Below are 19,700 nucleotides of genomic sequence, written 5' to 3' on the forward strand. Positions count from 1 at the left end.
GTAATTGAGACTTGGTCGGCTGCAGGGACCGGGGGTCGGATGCACACCCCGCCGCGGCCACCGGAGTTGCCGGGGCCGGAACATGTGGCGAAACGGAGATCACCACCCTGGTGACCTGTGATAATCCTGACCTCGGCAGTCCCACCTGACAAGATCCGCCGCCTGCGAGCCCGCGCAGTTGCGCACTTGCGTAGCATCGGCGTGAACCTCGTTCCGATCTTCCGGGGAGTCGCTGATGGACGTTTTCTCCTCAGACGCGTTGTGGGCCGGCACCGGTCTGGGCGCTCCCGCCCGGCAGGTGCTGGAATACCTGGTCGGCCATCCGGACGCGGACGAGGACACGGTCGCGGCGGGAATCGGCGTGCCGGCCACGGCGGCCCGGGCCGCCCTGCGATCCCTGGAGGCCGAACTCCTGGCCGTGCGCGTCGGGGAACGGCCCACACGCTGGAGCGCCAGCCCGCCCCGCTCCTCGCTGGGCGCCCTGCTGGGCCGTAAACGGCAGGAGCTGGCCAGAGCGGAGCTGTACGCGGAACAGCTCCACGAGATCTATCGCACGGCCCCGGGCCGGCACATCGCCACGGATCTCTTCGAGGTGGTCGAGAGCGACGAACAGGTCGGCGCCCGCTACGCCCACCTGCTGCGCAGCAGCCGGCACGAGGTGCTGCACTTCGCGAAGCCGCCGTATGTGACCTCGCGGATCGCCCCCGCCGACGACTCCACCGCAACGGGCGCCACGGTCCGTCCCGGTGTCCGGCTCCGGTCCGTGTACGACAGCGACGGCATCTCGGACGACGGTTGCCTGGAGGCGGCCCTGCGGAGCACCACCGCGGAAGGAGAGCTGCGGCTCGTGCCCGGACTTCCCATGAAACTCGTCATCTTCGACGGCGTCGCGGCGATCATGCCGCTGCGGGGCGACGATCCCGCCGCGGGCTCACTGGTCGTGCACTCCTCGACGCTGCTGGACGTACTGACCGCCCTTTTCGAGAGCGTATGGGAGCGTGCCGTGCCCCTCTCGCTGGAAAGCCGGCCCGCTGCGCCGACCGCGAGCGCGGAAAGACACGACGGCGTGGTCCACAGCCGGACCCGGGACATCCTTCGCCTGATGTCCGCCGGGATGAAGGACGACGCCATCGCGCGCGCCCTGCGGCTCAGTCGCCGGACGGTTCAGACCCATATCAGCGATCTGGGCAGGCAGCTGGGCGCCCGGACCCGCTTCCAGATAGCCCTGCTGGCCCAGGAACGCGGCTGGCTCGGGGCCCCGGAGGAGTAGGCGACGCTCCCGGTGCGTTCCGGGCACCCTTTCCGTGAGACGGCCGAGCCCGGGCCGAATTCGACGGCCGCCCCGCCCGGCTTCTCATTCGAACAGGTTCGTGGACGGCTCACCCCCACGACGGTGCAGGACCGTTTACCCGAAACTCCGGTGCGACGGAAATGAGTTCGCCCATCGGCCGGTTGCGCGACACCCGGCGCAATGCCGCGTCTGCCGGGGAGAATGCCACGGAGAATACCGACTGCGCGGCCGCCGTCGCCGGCCCGTACAGCCTCTCCCTTCGCATGCGCGACCGCGGGCCGTCAGATCCCTTGCGGTCTTCTGACCGGGTTGGGCGGCCACCGGCCGGGCCGGTCGGCACCTCGTCACCGTTGAGCGCGTCGCACCGCGATCCGGATCGCCATGAGACCACCGCCCGGCCGTCCGCCGCGCCCGGTACGCCCTGCTCACGGCGTGGCAGCCCGGCTGCGACCGGCCGACGGCAAAGGCCCGGCAAAGGCCTGGATTCCCGCCCGGCACCCCGCTCAACCAGGGGCACGGAACGCGGACTTGTCCGTACGATCGACACCAGACCAGGGGAGATTTCGGGGAGATTCCGTGGAGGTTCCGGAGTGCCGTTCGACACCGGGGAATCCGTCTTGGGGGCCGAGGCGTTCGCATCCTGGGTCCGGTCGCGCCGTGCGGCGGCCCTGCTGACGCAGGAGGAACTCGCCGCCCTGGCCGCCGTGTCGGTACGCACCATACGCAACCTGGAGGCGGGGCGCGTCGGACGGGCACACACCCGGCGCCTGGTCCTCATGGCGCTGGCCGACCTGACGCCCCCACCGCCGTCGGCCCCGGCCCACGGCGCGGTCCCCGCCCAACTGCCGCCCGACGTACCGGCGTTCACCGGCCGCGACACCGAACTGCGGGCTCTGGACGGCCACCTGGCCGCCGCCACCGCCATCTGCCTGGTGTCCGGTCCCGCCGGAGTCGGCAAGACCGCCCTGGCCGTGCACTGGGGTCACCGGGCAGGTGACGCCTTCCCCGACGGGCAGCTCTACGCCGACCTGCGCGGCTCCGTACCCGGCACCGGACCGGCCACCACAGACGTACTCGCCGCCTTCCTGCGCGCTCTCGGCGTGCCCGGCGACGACCTGCCCCAGGCGCCGGACGAGCGGGCCGCCCGCTACCGCACGCTGCTCGCCGGGCGCCGCATGCTGGTGGTGCTCGACGACGTGGCGTCGGCGGACCAGATACGGCCGCTTCTGCCCGGCACCCCGCGCTGCCCCGTGCTCGCCACCGGCCGGGACCGCCTCGCGGACCTGGTCGCCCGGGACGGTGCACACCGCATCGGGCTCGGCCCGCTGCCGGCCGGCGACGCGCTGCGGCTGCTGCACGCCCTCGTCGGGGACCGCGTCGCCGCCGACAGCCTCGGCGCCACCGCCCTCGCCGAACGGTGCGGCCGGCTGCCACTGCCCCTGCGCGCCGCCGCCGAGGCCGCTCTGACCCACCCGGCACTTCCGCTGTCCGCGGTCTTCGCGGGCCCGGCGGCGGCCTTACCGGGAACAGGGCCGCAGGGCTGAGGTGTGGCGGGCACTCAGGGGGCACGGCCGGGATCCCGGTACGCGGAGAACGCGCGGCGCGATCCCCGCGGATCACCCCCTCAGGAACGTGACCCGCTCCCCCGTCTCCGTCATCTGGCGGGCCAGCGCACCCGCCGTGAACGCCGTCGGGTCGGTGCCCAGCCGCGCCGCCGCCGCGTCGGCCAGTCGCCGCACCGGCACCGTGCCGCGCGGGCCGAGTGGCAGGGGATCCAGTTCGCCGGCGTCGGGGGCGGTGTCGGCCAGGCCCCGCAGCCGCTTGGTGAAGGTGCCCCCGGGCCGCGGTTCCACCCCGAAGTGCAGGGACTCCGGTTGCTGGTGGAGGTCGAGACGGGCCAGGTCGCCCTGGAACAGGCAGAGCAGGACACTCGGTGCCAGGCGTTCCACCCGCACCGGCGGCAGCGGCCGCGCCCCGGCCGGGTCGGCATAGCCGTCGACCAGCAGTCCCGGGTAGCCGGAGACCAGGTCCGAGCGGATCAGCGCGCCGGTGACCATGGGGTGATCCAGCGGCAGCGGATGCGCGGCGTCCATCTCGGCGTCGGCCGTGCCCACCCGGCCGAGGCTGTAGGCGCCGTCCACCAGGTGGCGCATCCACTCCTGGTCGAGGTGGAGGAAGCGCACGGTCTCCACCGGCAGCAGCCGCTCGTCGGGGACGAGGTAGCCGAAGGGGACACCCTGAAGCCGGGAGAGACCCGTCAGCCACTCGGTGACACCCGCGGGGAGCGCGTCGTCGATGGGCGCCACCGCCAGGGGGTGCGCGTCGGCCACGGTGCGTTTCCCGGCCTGGTCGCGACGGCGCTTCCACTCGTACAGCGCCCCGGCGAAGCCCGTGCTGCGCAGCGCCAGCAGCCGGCCGGCCTCCCAGGCCGCGGCATGGCTGACGTCGAACATGCCGACTCCGGGGAGGTAGCGCAGCAGCTCGTCGGCGGCGCGGGCCGGGCCCTGGTCCGGGTCGGCGGAGGTCGCCGGGCCGATGGCGAACGGGCCCCGGTACCAGGCCACCGACCGGCCGCCGCCGCGCAGCCGGTGCCGCACCGGGACATAGCCCTGCCGCAGAAAGGCGTCGGCGTGCTCCTCTCCGCTGTCCGGCAGCCGCAGCGGGCTGCCGGCGTCGGTGAGCCGGGCCGCCAGTCTGCCGAAGGTCTCCGCCTCGTCGAGGCAGGCGAACCGCCAGCCGGCCAGCGAGACCAGGCGGACCAGCGAGTCGGGCCCGGCCGGCCCGAGGTCGAAGTCACCACCCGCCGGGAACCGCCCCTCCAGCGAGACCAGATGCACGGTGCTGGACGTGCCCGCCGGCGGCAGCCGCTTGCCGACCACCACCGCGCCGTCGCAGACGTCGCCGTCGCCGCGCCTGAGGTGTGCCAGCAGGGGCAGTTCGGCCCGGGTCGGCAGCAGGTCGGCCAGCAGCGCCCGGGGCACGTCGATGACCGTCACCTTGGGATCGTCCCCGGCCCGGAGCCCGGCGGGCGGCGGGAAGTACGCGTCCGCCGTGCCCGTCGCCGCCGACAGCGGCATGACCTGCGGCTCGGGCCGCTCGTCCCCGGCGAACAGCAGCAACGCCAGCCACGGCAGCGGCCCGCCAGGACCGGGCGCCGCCTCCGGGGCGCGCTCCCAGGGCAGGCTGGAGCGGCTGAGCACCAGATGCGGGAGCACATGGCTGTGGTCGCCGGTGCTGCCGTCCGGCGGGAACACGGCCCCGACCAGCTCCGGCGGCAACGCGAACCGCTCCCCGGCGACGGAGAAGGTCCGCGTCGCCGTGTACGCCCTGGGGTCGACTCCGATGGTCTGGGTGACCTTGATCGAGTAGTCCCCGGCGGCCAGCGAGGGCACCTGGTAGTCGAGGAACAGCGTGCGGTCCTGCGGCGTCGTGGTCACTGCGCCACCCCCACCTGCGGTACGACCAGGAACCCGGCCGCGTCGAATCCTCCGAGGCCCAGCGGGTCGTCGGCGGCATCGGTCAGAACCGCCGCCGCCACCGCCGCCCGTACGGCCGCGGTGGCCGGGGCGGTGACGGAGTCCGCGATCTCCTGGCGTCGGGCCGCCGGGTCCCGCCCGTCCGGGACGAACGGCGGCCGGTCCACCCAGTGGTAGGCGTTCTGCTGGGTGTCCAGGGCCGTGGTGGCGCGCAGCACGTCCCGGGGCAGGAAGGGCGGGGCGACCGGCTCGGTGGGCGGCAACGGCCGGATCGTGTAGCCCGTCAGCAGATCGTTCACCAGCGCCGGACCGGTCACGGAGGGCAGCAGCCGGTCGCCCCACATGGCCGCCGGCAGGTTCTTGGTCACCGGCTCGTAGCGGAAGCCGTCGTCGGCCCGGCTGCCGTCGGAGCGGCGGATCTCGATGCGGTGGGTGGCCGCCACCGGGTGGTCGTGGTCCCGGCCGAGCGGCGCGATCCCGAACGCGGTCGCCGCGCCCGCGGTGTCCAGCGCCCGGCCGCCCTGCTCCGGGCCCCGGTAGGCGTCATGGCTGGGGATGACCGAGTCGGTGCCCAGCACCAGCTCCAGCGGGTTGACGCTGCCCAGGTCGCCCGTGGCGGGCGCGCCGCCGGTGCCGGCCGCCCCGCCCTGGAGCACGACGGTGACCAGGGCGTCGTCGGCCGCCGGCAGGAACGCCTTGCGGAACGCCGCCCAGTCGATCGGCCGGGGCCCGGCCGGGTCCGCCGCCCCGAAGGCCAGGTCGAAGGAGCAGATGCCGATGTCGATCGCGGCCCGCCCGCTGAACTCCGGTCCCCACAGGCTCACCTGGGCACCGACCTGGGCCGAGACGGTGTGCGTGCCGAAGAAGCTGAAGGTGTACGACGCCCCGATGCTCGCCCAGAAGTCCGCCTGGTAGTGGTAGGGGCTCCAGCCGATCAGGAAGTCCATCGACGCGCTGAACCACGCCTTGAGCGATCCGTCCTGCCAGGTCGCGCTGAAACTGCCGCCCGCCATCAGGGCCGAGGGGGTCAGCGCGAAGTACGCCGATCCCTTCATCGCCAGTTGCTCGGTGACCTGCCAGGTGAAACCGAGCCTGGGGACGACCGGGTAGTGGGCCGGGACGGGGAAGCGCGGGTGGTAGCCGCCGACACTGAGCACGAAGTCGCCGTGGTGGTCCTCGCCGAACCACACCTGGAACGCGAAACCGCCGGTCAGCCGGCAGTCCCTGGACAACAGGTAGGAGTTCTCGGTGAGTTGGGCCCGCAGCGCGAAGTATCCGTCGTCGGGGACGAAGGTGGCGCGCAGCGCCAGCTGCACCTGGGCCAGCGGTGTCGCCCCGGCCTTGACCGCGTCCGGGGACGGCAGCACCAGGGTGGACAGCCCCAGCAGGTCGATCTCGAAGCGGTGCCCGAAGCCCACCGAGAGCAGCAGCACCGAGTCGATCATCCGGAACGAGCTGAAGTGCACGCCGAGCGCCAGGAAGAAGTCGCCCGGCGACGGCGGCAGGTAGTCCCGCAGTGCCCGCAGTTCGTCGGCGAGCGCCCCCGGGGCCTGTGTCCCGGCGGCCTCGGCGACCAGCGGGAAGGTCGCGACGGCCGCCACGTCCGGGGCGATGAAGCGCCGGTTGTAGCCGAACCCGGCGGCCAGTCCCTCGACGAAGAAGACCGGCGGACCGCCGATCGGGTAGTCCAGGAACGCGTACACGAACAGCGAGGGACCCTCGGGAAGTTGGGCGTACGAGCCGAGCGCGCCCAGCGAGAAGGTCTTGGTCCGCAGCACCGCCTTGCCGCTGTAGGAGGGCAGTTCGCGACCCTGGTAGGTAAAGGTGTCGGCGAGGAACGCGCCGCTGATCTCCACCTCTCCCGAGCTGTACGCCACCCCGAGCCCGCGCAGCTCGAACCGCGGTCCCGCGGCCGGGTCGGCGAGATCGAGGCCGATCGCGAGGCCGTCGAGGGTCAGGGCCAGCCCGGCCACGTTCAGCGAGGCGTCCAGCAGGAACGCCAGCTTGGCGGAGCCGCCGGGCGGGCGCTGGTAGGCGAAACCGATCCGCTGGAAGGTGACCGGTCCGAAGGTGCGCTGCACCTTGTACCAGACCACGTTGTCGTCGGTGGCCGTCGGCTGCCCGGGGGCCGCGGCGAGGGCCTGGGGCTGACCGGTGCCGGGCGCGGGCAGGCTCAGCGGCTGGGTGAGCTCGCCCAGCCTCAGCACCGCGTCGGCGGTGAACCCGGCCGTCAGGTCCGCGGCCGCGGGCAGCGGGGCCAGCTCCGCCGGCAACAGGGCGTTCAGTCCGGCCGCTTCGGTCGCAGCCAGCGGCCCCGACACGGCCAGCAGCCGCAGCGGGTCCACCCCGAAGGTCCCGCCGCCGGCGGCGAACCGCTCCCCCACCAGGGGCAGGTTCGCCAGGTCGACGGTGACGGCCAGGTCGGCGCCCAGCACGTACACGCCGGTGAGCCCGGCCTTGTCGAAGGCGAACAGGGCGTCCTTGAGGTCGACGGTGATGCCGTCGGGTACGTACGCGGCGGCCGCCGGCGACAGCGCCCCGACCAGCCGCTTCAGGGTGGGCGCCGGACCGGCGGGGGCACCGTGCCGGTAGGTGGCGACGAACCGCTGGGCGTCGGGACCGTCGGCGAACCGGACCGTGAAGGCGTAGGCCGTGCCGTCGACGGTGACGGTGAAGTCGCCGCTGTAGCGCCGTTCGGCGGTGTCGATGGTGACGGTGAGGTCCAGTTCGGTCGACTGGTCGACGGGGAGGGTGACTTCGGCGGTCAGCAGGAGCCGGTTCCGCCCGCTGGAGAAGGACAGGCCCAGGTTCCGCGCCGTCAGCCCGGCGAGCGGCGCGGGCAGACTCGCCCCGTACCGCTGGGCGACGTCGTCCGCCAGGTCGCCGATGGGGATGCGCACGCCGTCCTCGGTGCTGCCTGCGAAGGTCCAGCCTTCGGCGGGGTCGGGGTCGTAGCCCGCGGTGAGCTGGATGTCCGCGCCGCCCACGACGAAGTCCGCGGCCGCGGTGAACGTGGTGGCCGAGTCCGCGTGGTCCAGGGTGAAGGCGACCCCGGCCAGGGAGAAGCCGTCGGTGATCTGCCAGTCGGTCGCGAGATCCAAGGTGCCGTTGTAGGCGAGTTCCTGGCCGTCTCCCGGCAGGGTGAGCAGGAAGTCGAAGGCCTTCACGGTGATGTCGGGCAGATGGCTCGGGTCGCCGCCCAGGAACTGCTGGTAGACCTCGCGGATGTGCAGTGGCCCGTCGCCGTCCCGCAGTTGTCCGGCCAGCGTCCGCGAGCCGAAGTCGATGACGAGTTCGAGGGTGCCGGCGGCGCCGACGGCCAGCAGTCCGCTCAGGGTGCCCAGCACCCTCGGGGCTCCGGACAGCGGCCGCTCGATGCGGAAGGAGGCGTCGACCGCCTGGAGCGTCAGCAGTCCCGGGACCACGGACCACGTGTCCTGGGTCTGCAGTACGACACGGACGGAGGCCACCAGGTCCGGCTTCCCCGGGGTGAGCAGCAGTGCCAGGTCGGTGAGGCGGACCGGCGAGGTGATGTCGAAGTCGAGGCCGTCCGGCACGGGCAGCCCGGCGGGTCCGACCAGGGCCGCGGCGTCGGACAGCCGAATGGGCCCAACATCGCTGAAGTCGGCTTCCAGGAGCACCTGTTCGCCGGCGCCCACCACCTCGGTCGTCAGGACGACCTCGTTGCGCCCGGCGGCGGTGGTGAAGGGGATCACCCCGGTGACGCGGAGCGAGGCCAGTACGTCGAAGTCGACCAGGTAGTAGCTGAAGCGCGGGTCGCCGTAGATCTCGTAGCGGAGCTGTTCGACGGCGAAGAGGCCGAGGTCGGCGCTGCCGCCGGTCGGCCCGTTGAGCACCAGGTCGGGGACGGTGCCGGTCACCGCGTCCGAGCCGGGCAGTCCGGCGACCATGCGCACGGTCCCGTCGATGGTGTGCTCCGCTCCGGCGAAGACGAGGTCGAGCAGGGCGAGCCGGGTGCCGACGACCAGGGTGCCGGTGAAGGAGGCCGAACCGCTGCCCGGCACCGCGCCCTCGGCCAGGGCGACGGCGGCCGAATCGATGCCGAGGATCGGCTGCCGGAAGGACATGCCGTCGAACACGGTGCCCGCCAGCCCCGGCAGATTGCCCGCGAACGACCACGACTCGTCGCCGTCACCCTCGACGACCGCCACCACCTGGCCGTTGCCGTCGGCGGTCAGGGCCGCGGTGACCGTCATCCCCAGGAAGGGGGCGGCGTCTCCGGCGCCGGAGACGGTCACGCCGTCGGACGTGTCAACGCGGGACGCCTCCCGCAGCACCAGACGGCCGCCGGTCAGGAGGCGGCCGAGGAAAACCGCCGCCGGCCCGCCGACCAGCGTGTCGAGGGCGAGGTCGACCCGGCCGTCCGTGACGGTGACCGCGGCGCGCAGTTCATCGGGTGTCATGGCCGGTCATCCCTTCCCGTCCGTGAGGAGGACCCCCATCGGGGTCATGTACAGCGGGCAGGTGATCGTGATCTCGAAACAGCCGGCCTTCACGGCCGCTACGTCTTTCAGCGAGGTGATCCCGAGCCGTTTCTGCTCCTTCGCGTCGGGCGGGCGGGGCCTGGTCTCCTCCTCGGTGGCGAAACAGACGACGGTGTGCGGGGCGACCGGGGCGGGCTTCGCGGTGACGAAGTGCTCCAGATACCGCTTGACCGTCGCCCACCGGGGATGGCGGTACTGGCTCAGCCGGCCGCCCGCGCTGATGACCGCGCACTTCGGGTTCACCTGTGCGATGAACGCCGGGGCGGAGGAGGAGGTGGCGCTGCCGTGGTGCGGCACCAGCAGGAGATCGACGTCCTTGATGGCGTCTGCGTGGGTGTCCAGCAGGTACTGCTCCGTACTGCGGGTGGTGTCACCGCAGATCAGCACCTTCTTGGGGTTCGCGTCGGGGAACGCCTGGAACAGCGTGACGACGCTGCCGGTGTTCTTGAAGTTCTCCGAGCCCGAACCGTCCTGGATCGACACGCCCTCGGCGTCCTGGACGGCGGTGTAGGACTTTGGCTCCACACCGGCGGCGAGCACGGTCACCGTGCACTTCTCCTCGCGCCAGATGCGGATGCCGCCCGTGAGGGGGAAGTCGATGCTGTCCTTCTCCTTCCCGTAGTTGGCGACCGGCTTGCTCCTCAGCAGGATCTCGGCCGTCTGCGTGCCGGCCTTGTGATCGTCCTTGTCCGTCCAGCGGCAGACGATCTGTTTGATGGGCAGGTTGGCATCGGTGGCGTTGGGGTCGACGGTCCCGCCGCCGTCGGTCGACGGCTCGGGGGTGGCCGCGTCGGTGACGAGCTGCTGCGTCTTCTGCTGGTACTTGCCGTAGCTGCCGCTGTGGTAGACGTGGTAGATCGTGTATCCGGCGAGGGCTTCCGCGACGCGCGAGTTGTGGTCCTTGTCGGCGTGGGTGAGGACCAGCGTGTGCAGGACCGTGGTGTCCTTCAGGAACCCGGCCGACCGGACGGCGTCGTCGATCAGGTCGCTCTTCATCCCGTTGTACTTGTCTGCCTGGCCCGTACTGGTGCTCGCCGGGTCGAATCCGCAGTCGATCAGAAACCGGCGGCCTGACGGTGTGACGACCAGCGTGCAGTCGCCCTGGCCCACGTTGACGAAGGTCACCGTCATGGCTCCGGACCTGACATCGGGCACCGTCGTGGCCGTTGCCTTCAACTCCGCGATGTCGGTGGCCCAGTGCGCCATCTCCACGCGCATGGTCTCCGCGCGGTCCGCCAGGCCCGCCGCCCGATCCTTCTTGCGCTTCTTCTTGGGAGGTTCCTCGCGTACCCGTACCGCGCCGCCCTCGATACCGCCGGTGTCGGTCACTGCCCCACCAGCCTCAGCGTCCAGGTGCCCCCGCTGCGGCTGTGCGGGATGTCGTACAGCTCGACCTGGAGCTCGCCGGACGAGAGCTGGTTGAGGACCTCCGCGTCGTGCAGGCGCACCAGCAGTCCGGCCAGGTTCAGTTGCTGGACGTGGAGCGTGGACGCGTAGAGGTCCACCAGGGCGTCGCTGGTCAGGTCGCCGGTCTTGAGGTGGAAGCCCTCGGGGCGGGCCTCGATGCGGTGCCAGAAGGAGTTCGACTGGTGGAAGCGGATGCTGGGGTTGGTCTGGGTGGCCGACTGGGCCTGGAAGAGTTCCAGGAAGAGCAGGTTGCCGGCCGGCGCGTCGGCGACGTCGCGGCGCAGTTGGAGGTGGGCGGAGGCGGCCGAGACGGTGAGCGGGTTGGACGGCTCGGTCGTGCCGATACCGACGTTGTTGCCGATGGGGTTGAGGGCCAGCGGCCTGCTGCCGTGCGACTGGATCCAGCTGTAGCCGGTGTGGTAGCCCATCCGCAGGTTGGAGCTGGTGCCGTCGGTGGGGCCGAGGACGAGGCTGCCGCTGTTCGGGTCGGTGGGGGCGTCGACGATCTGCAGTTTGGCCTGCGGGGCCGTGGTGCCGAGCCCGGCACGCTGGCCTGCGAAGAGCAGGGGTGACTTCTCCACGGTGACGGCGGTGGCGGCGTCGGCGTAGCCGGGCACGTTGACGTAGCTGACGTACACCTGGGACTGGCCCAGGGAGGCGGGCACGACGAGGCCCGCCAGGGTCAGTTCGAGCCAGCCCGTGGGCGGCACGGTCACCGTGCGGGGCACGGTCAGTTTCCACTGCAGGCTCTGGGCGCCGATCTCCCGCAGGGGCTGGGGGAAGGCGGTGACGGGGAGCCCGGCCGGGTCCGAGGTGCCCGTGACGGCGAGGGTGGCGGCGGGCGCGGCACCGGCGGTGAGCAGGGCCCAGTCCGTGGACTCGCCGGCGTGCTCGACGTCGAGGGTGACGACGACGGAGGTCGCGCCGTCCGCGCCGTCGCCGCTGTCGGCGGTGCCGGTGAGGGTGAGGGGCTGGTCGTGGGAGGCGTTGGCGACGCGCAGCCGCAGGGTGTTGGGCGTCGAGCCGTCGCTGAGCACCCGGTTGCCGCCGGAGAAGGCGGCCCGCAGCGGGATGTCGGTACGGCCGAGGTGGTTGACGACGTCCAGGAACTGGAGCCGGGAGCCGGACAGTTCGTCGGTCTCGCCGGTGAAGGTCAGCTGCTGGTAGCCGAGTTCGACGCGGGTGCCCCGGGTGCCGCCGCGGCCGTCGGCGTTCATGCCCGTCAGGGGCAGGGTGAGGCCGGCGCCGGGACGGAGCGGGGCGGGGGCGGTGCACAGGAAGTAGAGGGTGTCGCCGCCGGTGCTGGGGTCCGGGGCACGCAGCACCTGCCAGCCGGGGGCGTTCAGCACCGGCTCGGGGGTGGTGGCGAGGGTCTGCGGGCGGAACCGCAGCGCCAGGTGGTGGTTGACGGCCGAGACGGGGCCGGTGAGCGGGCGGAGGGTGATCTCCTGCCGGGAGGTGTTGCGCACGGTCAGCGTCATCGGCTGGCCCAGGAGCCCGTCGTCGATGAACAGGACCGGGTGCTGGTCCTGGTTGGCGAGTTCGAAGTCGACGGGGTGGCTGCGGACGAACGCGGCCAGTTCCGCCTCGTCCTCGGCCATGTCGAGGCCGATCTCGGCCTCGGTCAGCGGGCCGTCGTAGACCCGGACGTGGACGAGACGCCCGTCATAGTGGCCGAGCGGGCCCTGGGCGAGGCGCCCGACGACCAGGGCGTCGGCGGCCGGACCGGGTGCGGTGCCGGTGGGCAGCGGGCGTTCGGCGACGAGGGTCGCGTTGATGTACGTACGCGCCGCCTGACCGTCGGAGGTGGCCGCGATGTGCGTCCACACGCCCGCCGGTACGGACCCCGGCGGGGCGGTCACGGTGGCGGCCCCGGCGGCGCTGACGTGGTCGACGGAGCCGTCGGCGGCGAGGGCGAGGGCGAAGACCTGGGCGGCCGTCGCGGCGATCCCGGCCCCGTGGGCCGGGAAGTGGCCGGGGTTGATCCAGGCCTCGACGGTGTAGCCGGCGGTCAGCGCCAGCCTGGGGGTCTGGCCCAGGGTCAGGGCGTCGGTCGCGCCGTCCAGTGCCAGGCAGCTGCCGAAGCGCTCGTCGGGAAGGCTCTTGGGGGCGCCCTCGGGGGTGCCGTTGAGGTGGTTGTCGGAGGCGTCGACGACGCCGTCCGCGGCGAGGACCTCGTCCAGGTGCCAGTGCAGGATGAGATCGGCGGTCGTCATGCCGGGGTCCCCCCGTCGGCGGGCTGGTTGGCGAGCTGCTTGTGGGCCTGGTCCTGGATGGCGGCGATCAGCTGGTAGACGCGGGCGAAGGGCAGTTGGCCCAGCGCTTCGAGGACCAGGTTGGTCTCGTCCAGGCCCAGGGTGAGGGTGATACGGGCAGCGGTGTCCGGGGGCGGCGGCGTCGCGGGCATGGGTGGTCTGCGTCCCTACTGTCGGTCGGCGTTCGTCTCGTTCGGATGGGTGCTGGTCACTGTCGGCCGGCGTTCGTGGCCGGGCGGGGCCGCAGGGTCAGCCAGCCTTCCCAGGCGGTGGGCCGGGCGGCGAAGGAGGCGTCCGGGCGCGGCTGGGCCAGCACCGGCCGTTCCAGGAGTGCGGTGAGCGCGTCGGTGTGACCGGTCAGCGCGGTGGGCAGCGGGGGGCGCTGTTCGGCGGGGGTGACCAGCGCGGTGTCGTCGTCGAGCGGTGCCAGCCAGCCCGCGTCGGCCAGTTGCCGCCACAGCCGCGGCTCGCCGGGGAAGGCTGCCAGGACGGCGGCCCGGTCGATCAGCGGCTCGCTGCCGGTGCGCAGCCAGCCGGTGCCGGACGGGGTGTCCCGCTCCAGCCAGCACCAGACGAAGCCCGGCTCGTCCGGGAGCGGGAGGGCGGGGGCCGCGGCGGTGCCGTCGCCGAGCACGGGGGCGGTGAGGAAGGCGGTCTCCATCGCGGCGAGCGCGTCCCGGTAGTGCGCGTCGGGGATGCGCAGCGATTTCGCCGGGAGGATGCCGCAGCAGGCGTGCACGGCGCCGCGCGGGTCGACCAGCATGGTCAGCGCCCGGGCCGGGGCGTCGATCGCCTGGAACAGCGCCGCGTCCTCGGTCTCGTCCCCGTCGGTCACCGAGTGCAGCACCGGGCCGAGCCGCCCGTCGGGTTCCTCGGGCCAGTAGCCGACCAGCCCGTCGCCGAGCCGTCCGTGGTCGCCGAGCCGGAGCGGGAACCGCACCCGGGTGAAGCCGTTGGACTCGCGGCCGCCGCGGCGCAGGTCCTGCCGGAAGACGTTCCAGTCCTGGTGCAGGGCCGGGCGCCCGGCCAGTTCCAGGCTCACCGTGGCCCGTACCACCGCCACCGGGCGGCTGACCAGCAGGGCCCGGTTCCGGTTCAGGGCGTAGTCCTCCGGCTCGATGGCGGCGAGCGCCTGGTCCAGGGTGCCCAGGAAGGCGGCCACCCCGTCCGGACCCGAGTCGCGCAGCCGGGCCACGACCGCCCGCAGGTGCGGGTTGCCGATGGCGTCCACCGGCACCGGGGCCCGGCCGGGGGCGGGCTGCCAGAGAGCGGTCCGGTCGGGGTCGTCGGGCAGCGCGTACACCGACCCGAGCGCGCCGCCGTCAGCCGCGTGCACCGCCACACTGCCGTCGAGACGGTTGCCGAGCAGCCAGCCGCACACCGGGGAGGTGGCGGGGATGTCGTTCATCTCGGCCAGGTCGCCGTCGGCGTCCAGCCAGCGCAGCGACAGCCGGGCCGGCTGGGCCAGCCGGGGCGGCAGGCCGACCCAGCCGGGATGCCCCTCGACCCGTAACTGGCTGGTCGTTCCGACGGTGTCGACGGGGATGTCCCGTACGCTGCCGAACGTGTCGACCATGCGAAGCCGCAGCAACCGCAAGGCTCCGGCCCTGATGGGGTTGAAGTCGCTGAGCGGCTGCGGGGTGTGGCGGCTCTCGCCCGCCACGGCGGGGGCGACCTCGGTCTCGGTCACCGCCCGGTGGTCGGGGAAGCCCAGTGGGTCGGCGACCGGCAGCTGGCGGGCGAGCCGGCGCATCAGCAGCGCGTCGTCGAAACCGCCGAGCGCCTGGGCGAGGTTGTTCTGTTCGTGGGCGGCCAGGTGGCGGTGGACGGCGACCAGGGCGGCCGCCCGCTGATCGGCCTTGCCGGACGCCAGGAAGCGGTCCAGGACCGGGTCCGGGTCGGCGGTGAACGCCTCCTCGGTGACGGTGCCCTCCAGCGCGGCCAGTACCGGCCCGGCCAGGTAGCGCAGGATCCGGGCGGCCAGCAGCGGCCGGGCCGAGGGAGAGAGCACGGCGGCCCCGGTGTAGACGTTGGCGGCCTTGGCCAGCACCGCCCCGCCGGCCGCCCGGGGGCGCAGTTCGGCCTGGTCGGCCGGCAGTGTGTAGGCGGCGGTGACGAAGTCGGTGTGGAAGTCGCGGCCGGCCGGGTTGAGGTTGCCGTTCGGGCCCGCCGGGAAGAACTCCGCCTCCCACTGGAGCAGCAGCGGATGCCAGGGCTGCGTCTGCCAGGTGCGGGTCAGCGCGGCCAGGGCGGGCAGGGCGGCGACCGTGTCGCGCAGAGCGCGCAAGGCATCGGCGCCGTCGGGGAGTTCGCCGTCGGTGACCTGGCACGCCAGCAGCCCGTCCTGTCCGAAGCGGTCGGAGGGGGTCGCGGCCGGGCCGGTGAGCAGCACCACGGGCTCGTTCGGCAGGTAGTACTGCGGGGCCGGACCCGGCAGCAGCCGGTAGCCGTCGGGCAGTTGGGCTTCGGCATCGGCCCGCGCGGCGTCCCGGTCCCGGCCCAGGGCGTCGGCGCGGGCGGCGCGGCGGCTGATGAGGGCGGCCCGGCGGCGCACGTGGAAGAGCACCTGGTCGGGGTCGGGGTAGCTGTCCCGGCTGGTGTCCGGCGGGTGGACGCACAGCATGTACCGGTACCAGTCGGCGTACAACTCCTGCCGCAGGCTGGTGAGTTCGGCGGCCGCCCGGTCGCAGGCCGCCTGTGCGACGTTCAGGGTGTTCAGCGCGGTCCCGGCGGCCCGCGGCAGCGCGGTGAGGTCGGCGTCCGCGGCCTGGCCGGCCCGGTCGTCGGTGACGGTCCACAGGTGTCCGGAGGGCACGGCCCGGAAGGTGTCGGCGTGCCGGGCCTCCAGCAGCTTCAGCCCGACGTCCAGCGGTGCCGACTCCAGTTCCTCGGCGAAGGCCAGTGCCTCCAGCAGGTTCTCCAGGTCGTCGGGGGCCAGGCCGGTGCCGTCGAGCACGGCGCCCAGATGGGCCGCGAGTGCCTCCGTCGGGGTGTTGCCGACCCACACCCCGGTGTCGTCGGCCGCGGAGTCCTGGCTCTCCCCCGCGTCCGGCGTGAACGCGATGTGGCCCCAGCACACCATCCGGTCCGGTGCGGGGCCGCCGTCCGCCGCCGCCGTCCAGCCGAAGGCGGTGCGCAGCACGTCCGGCCAGCCGGTCCCGGCAGCACGTGCCGACACCAGCGCGGCCGCCAGCACGTCCTGGCCCGGGTCCTCGTACCAGCCCAGCACGTCGTACGTCACGTCCTGCGGCGGCACCCCCTGGAACGCCGGGTCGTGCAGCCCGAACACGCTGTGGCAGTGCGGATAGAACGAGGCGAAGGCCGGCTCCCCGTAGCCCACCGCCGTCAGCGTCCGCAGGTAGCGGGCCCGGTCCGCCGGATCGGCCGAGCCGGTCCGCCCCGCCGGCCGCCAGGCGGTCAGCGGCACCCTGCGCCCCAGCAGCCGGTACGGCAGCCGTTCGGGCCCGTCCATCTGGTCCGCGATGTAGGGATACGGCACTCCGCCCGCGTTGTCCTCGGACAGGAAGTCGCTCTCCACCACCCACTGCTGCGCCACCGCCCCGCCCGCGCAGCGGGTCACCAGCCACCGGTTGGGCACCACCGGCGCCGTGCCCGCCGCGTCCTGCGACGATGCCAGCCGGGTCAGCGCGTCGGGCAGCGACCAGTGCAGATGGATGCCCGGCTTCAGCAGGAAGCCCTGGTCCTGGAACGGCACCGACAGCAGCGTCTCGCTGACGTAGGGCATGTCCGCCTGGTGATCGTGCCCGTCGACGGGGTCCCGGTACGGCAGCCTCGTGAAGTCCGTGAAGGGCTCCGTGACCTGACGCTCTCCCGCCAGGCACAGCGCGTCCAGATGTACGGGTACGACAAGCAGCCTGCCCAATGCGATCCCCCCAGTCCCGGCCTGCCGAAGTATGCGCACAGCCCCCCGCCCGGCAACGAGGCAGCGGACAGGCAAGGAAGGGGCATTCCGCAGGAGGGGGCGGGACCGTGCTCACGTCAGCCGCGTACCGCCGGGGTGTGGCCGCTCACGGAGGGAGGCGCCGTGGCGGGCAGGTCGGGGGTACCGGCCGGCGGGTCGGTGGAGCCGGAAGGCAGGCCGGGGGTACCCGAAGGCAGGTCGGCGGTACCGGAAGGCGGGGCCGGGCAGGCGACCGGTTCCGGCCCCGGCTCCGGTGCCCCGGGGCCTTGATGCCCCGTGGTGGCCGCGCGGCCCGGCCCTCGCGGGCCCCGGTTCGGTCCGCTCGTGCCACGCTCCGGCCTCCTCCCCCTCCGGGCAGGCGCACGGTGACCGCCCGTCACCGGCCGGTGCCAGGGCGGGCCACGTCGCCGGACGAAAACTCCTGTGCACCGGCGCGTACACCTCTGCGATCATCGCCGAATGGCGCAGAGTTTCGAATCGCTGGTCATCCGGCACACCCACCGTCTTCCCACCCCCAAGGGCACCGCCGGGGACGGAGCTGTCGCCGCACGGCAGTTCGACGCGGCGCTGGCGTCCGTGGGCTTCAAGCTCTCGGCGGAGCTGCTGGAGCGGCTGTCGGGACTGTCCGAGGCCGCGGTCGTGCACACGGCCAGGCGGACGCTGCGCACCGTGGGCGAGATGGTGGGCGACCACGTCCGGCACAACGCGTACTTCATCGACTTCCCGGCGAACGTGCCGGACACCGAAGAGTTCTGGATGCGGTGCGTGGCGAAGGCGCTCGGCGACGAGAAGTCGCGCGACAACGTGCTGAAGCAGCTGAAACACGGGGTGCTGGACCTGCTCAGCCTCCCCACGTACGGCCGCTACCAGCACACCTACGAGGAAATGCTGGCGGCGCAGGACGAACTGGTCGCCTCCGCGGGCGACCGGATCACCGTCCTGCATCTCGGCCGGGACCTGGACGACGAACTCACCGACCTGTACCTGGCCCTGGCCGGCAGCACGACCCCGCTGGGCGAGGACGACCTGCGCGACCTCAAGGCCCTCGCCGAGCGGTGCGCGCTCGGCCCCCGGCCGGAGGCGATCCCGGTCCGGGAGAACCGGGCGGTCGTCAACGCGGCCCGGCTCGGTGTCGGGGCGGACCTCCTCCTCGACAGCGTCACCGATGTGCTGCGGCTGGCCTGCGCGCTCTCCGGCGGTGACGTGACGCTGCGGGAGCCGACCCGGTTCCGGTCGCTGTCGCGGCCGCTGCGCCGGGGACTGCTCGCGGGACTCGACGCCGTGGTCGCGGCGAACCCCGCGAAGCTCGCCGACGTGCACGCGTACCGGGAGCCCTTCAAGCGGCTCGGCGAGCGCCTCCACCCGCACGAGTACCCGCGCTGGCCGCACGCCGCCGACGTGTTCGCGGTAGCGCGGGGCGAGCGGGAGGCACGGTCCTTCGACAGCCGGCTCGAGGAGCTGCTCGACGCGTTCGACGTACTCGGTGCGGTGCGGCTGCTGAAGTCCGCGCCCGGCAGGCTGTTCCGCGCCCTGGACCTCCTGCTGCGCATCGCCGCCGACCGGGAGGAACGGGACGCGGTGGTGGCCGCCGCGGTGCAGGTCGCTCCCGAGGTCTCCGGCCGCGTCGTGCTCTCGGTGCGCGAGCACCTGCACAACCGGGCAGGGGAGAGCGACCGGCCCCGGATCTTCGTCAACCGCCGGGGCCGCGCCTGGGCGACCCCCGACCACCGGTCGCCGGTCCCGGCCGCCGACCGCGACCGTCTGATCGCCGCCCTCGACGCCGAGCTGCGTCGTCGGCTCCCGGCGCCGGACCGGCTGCTGCTCGACCCCGATGTCCTCGACGTGGCGCTTCCGCTCAGCGGCCGGGCGACCGCGGCCGGGCTCGGTGTGCTGCCGCGCGGGTCGGTCTCCGTGGTCGACGGCGACCAGCTGCGCTTCTTCGTGTACTGGAAACAGACCAGGGCGCGGACCGACTACGACCTGTCGGCGCTGCTTCTCCACACCGACTACAGCACCGATTCCTGGCTCTCCTACACGTCCCTCAAAGCCGTGGGAGGCGAGCATTCCGGTGACATCACCGAGGCGCCCGACGGGGCCTCGGAGTTCATCAACCTGTCCCTGGACCGAGTGCGCAGCACCTTCGTCGTTCCGCAGGTGAACATCTACGCCGGCGAAAGCTTCGAGGAGGTCGAGGAGTCGTTCTTCGGCTTCATGCTGCGCGACGGCGAGCAGAAGGGCCGGCCGTTCGAGCCGCGCACCGTGCGGATGAAGTCGGAGCTGCGCGGGGTGGGCCGGGTGGCGCTGCCGCTGGTGTTCCGGCGCGGGGACGACGGCCGGTGGCACGCGAAGTGGCTGCATCTGTATCTGAAGGGCATCTCGTCGGCCAACCGGGTCGAGGAGAACCAGGTGTCCGTGTCGAAGGTGGTACGCGCCGTCGTGGAGCGCGAGCAGTTGACGGTGCGGTACCTGATCGGCCTGATGTCCGGCGGCTCCACGACCGTGGACCTGTGGGACGGCGAGCCTGCCCCGGCCGAGCCCGTGACGTACATCGGCCTCGAACGTCCCGCGGGACTGCATCCGGACTCACGGATCATCACCCTGGAAAACCTGCGCGACCTGATCCCGGGCTGAGTGCTACCGTTGCCGTGGCGAGGCCATGAAGGGGCTTCCTTCTCAACTCCTTTACTGAACAAGTTCTTTCGCTTTCCTCGCCGTCGACCCCAACCGGGAGGCGCCCACTCGGCGCCTCCCGGTTCTCGTGTGCGGACCAGCCGGCCGGACAGATCTCCGCCATGACCGTGTTCCCGCCGACAGGGCCGCGTCACCCGTGCCCGGATCGAACAC

The 19,700-nt window shown here is 73.0% G+C and carries 9 protein-coding genes; 3 read left to right on the plus strand and 6 right to left on the minus strand.

The annotated features are described in order from the left end of the window. Positions 1–235: 235 nt before the first annotated feature. Both LQ326_RS18885 and LQ326_RS18890 read left to right on the plus strand, forming a co-directional pair. On the plus strand, positions 236–1,270 hold the full coding sequence (locus LQ326_RS18885; RefSeq protein WP_234538280.1) for a helix-turn-helix transcriptional regulator: 1,035 nt from the start codon (positions 236–238) through the stop codon (positions 1,268–1,270). Positions 1,271–1,881: 611 nt separating this feature from the next. Beyond that, positions 1,882–2,835 (plus strand): helix-turn-helix domain-containing protein, encoded by a 954-nt coding sequence (locus tag LQ326_RS18890; protein ID WP_234538281.1) that lies wholly within the window; start codon positions 1,882–1,884, stop codon positions 2,833–2,835. 72 nt (positions 2,836–2,907) lie between these two features. On the opposite strand, the gene LQ326_RS18895 is transcribed toward LQ326_RS18890, so the two are convergent. Genes LQ326_RS18895 through LQ326_RS18920 form a run of 6 tightly spaced genes read right to left on the minus strand, consistent with a single transcriptional unit; the run spans position 2,908 to position 16,817 of the window. After that, positions 2,908–4,728, minus strand: coding sequence for a hypothetical protein (locus tag LQ326_RS18895; protein ID WP_234538282.1), 1,821 nt, complete (start codon positions 4,726–4,728; stop codon positions 2,908–2,910). After that, the gene (locus LQ326_RS18900) at positions 4,725–9,191 is read right to left on the minus strand and encodes a DUF6603 domain-containing protein (RefSeq protein WP_234538284.1); all 4,467 of its coding nucleotides are present in this window, start codon (positions 9,189–9,191) and stop codon (positions 4,725–4,727) included. The genes LQ326_RS18895 and LQ326_RS18900 overlap by 4 nt, the downstream gene beginning before the upstream one ends. Before the next feature lie 6 nt (positions 9,192–9,197). After that, positions 9,198–10,601 carry a ComEC/Rec2 family competence protein gene (locus LQ326_RS18905; RefSeq protein WP_234538286.1) on the minus strand — a complete coding sequence of 468 codons (1,404 nt, stop codon included), beginning with the start codon at positions 10,599–10,601 and terminating at the stop codon, positions 9,198–9,200. Then, positions 10,598–12,895 (minus strand): LamG domain-containing protein, encoded by a 2,298-nt coding sequence (locus tag LQ326_RS18910; protein ID WP_234538287.1) that lies wholly within the window; start codon positions 12,893–12,895, stop codon positions 10,598–10,600. The genes LQ326_RS18905 and LQ326_RS18910 overlap by 4 nt, the downstream gene beginning before the upstream one ends. After that, on the minus strand, positions 12,892–13,086 hold the full coding sequence (locus tag LQ326_RS18915; protein WP_234538288.1) for a hypothetical protein: 195 nt from the start codon (positions 13,084–13,086) through the stop codon (positions 12,892–12,894). Before LQ326_RS18915 ends, LQ326_RS18910 begins: the two co-directional genes overlap by 4 nt. 56 nt (positions 13,087–13,142) lie before the next feature. Further along, positions 13,143–16,817 (minus strand): hypothetical protein, encoded by a 3,675-nt coding sequence (locus LQ326_RS18920; RefSeq protein WP_234538289.1) that lies wholly within the window; start codon positions 16,815–16,817, stop codon positions 13,143–13,145. A 498-nt stretch (positions 16,818–17,315) separates the two neighbouring features. Between LQ326_RS18920 and LQ326_RS18925 the strand changes: the two genes are divergently transcribed. Beyond that, positions 17,316–19,487: a TerD family protein gene (locus LQ326_RS18925; protein ID WP_234538290.1), complete on the plus strand. Its 2,172-nt coding sequence runs from the start codon at positions 17,316–17,318 to the stop codon at positions 19,485–19,487. Positions 19,488–19,700: the final 213 nt, after the last annotated feature.

Source organism: Streptomyces shenzhenensis, assembly GCF_021462265.1.
Taxonomy (GTDB): domain Bacteria; phylum Actinomycetota; class Actinomycetes; order Streptomycetales; family Streptomycetaceae; genus Streptomyces; species Streptomyces shenzhenensis.

Coding starts and splice junctions, on each gene's coding strand:
- LQ326_RS18885 (WP_234538280.1), top strand. CDS start 236: ATGGACGTTTTCTCCTCAGACGCGTTGTGGGCCGGCACCGGTCTGGGC.
- LQ326_RS18900 (WP_234538284.1), bottom strand. CDS start 9,191: ATGACACCCGATGAACTGCGCGCCGCGGTCACCGTCACGGACGGCCGG.
- LQ326_RS18910 (WP_234538287.1), bottom strand. CDS start 12,895: ATGACGACCGCCGATCTCATCCTGCACTGGCACCTGGACGAGGTCCTC.
- LQ326_RS18915 (WP_234538288.1), bottom strand. CDS start 13,086: ATGCCCGCGACGCCGCCGCCCCCGGACACCGCTGCCCGTATCACCCTC.
- LQ326_RS18925 (WP_234538290.1), top strand. CDS start 17,316: ATGGCGCAGAGTTTCGAATCGCTGGTCATCCGGCACACCCACCGTCTT.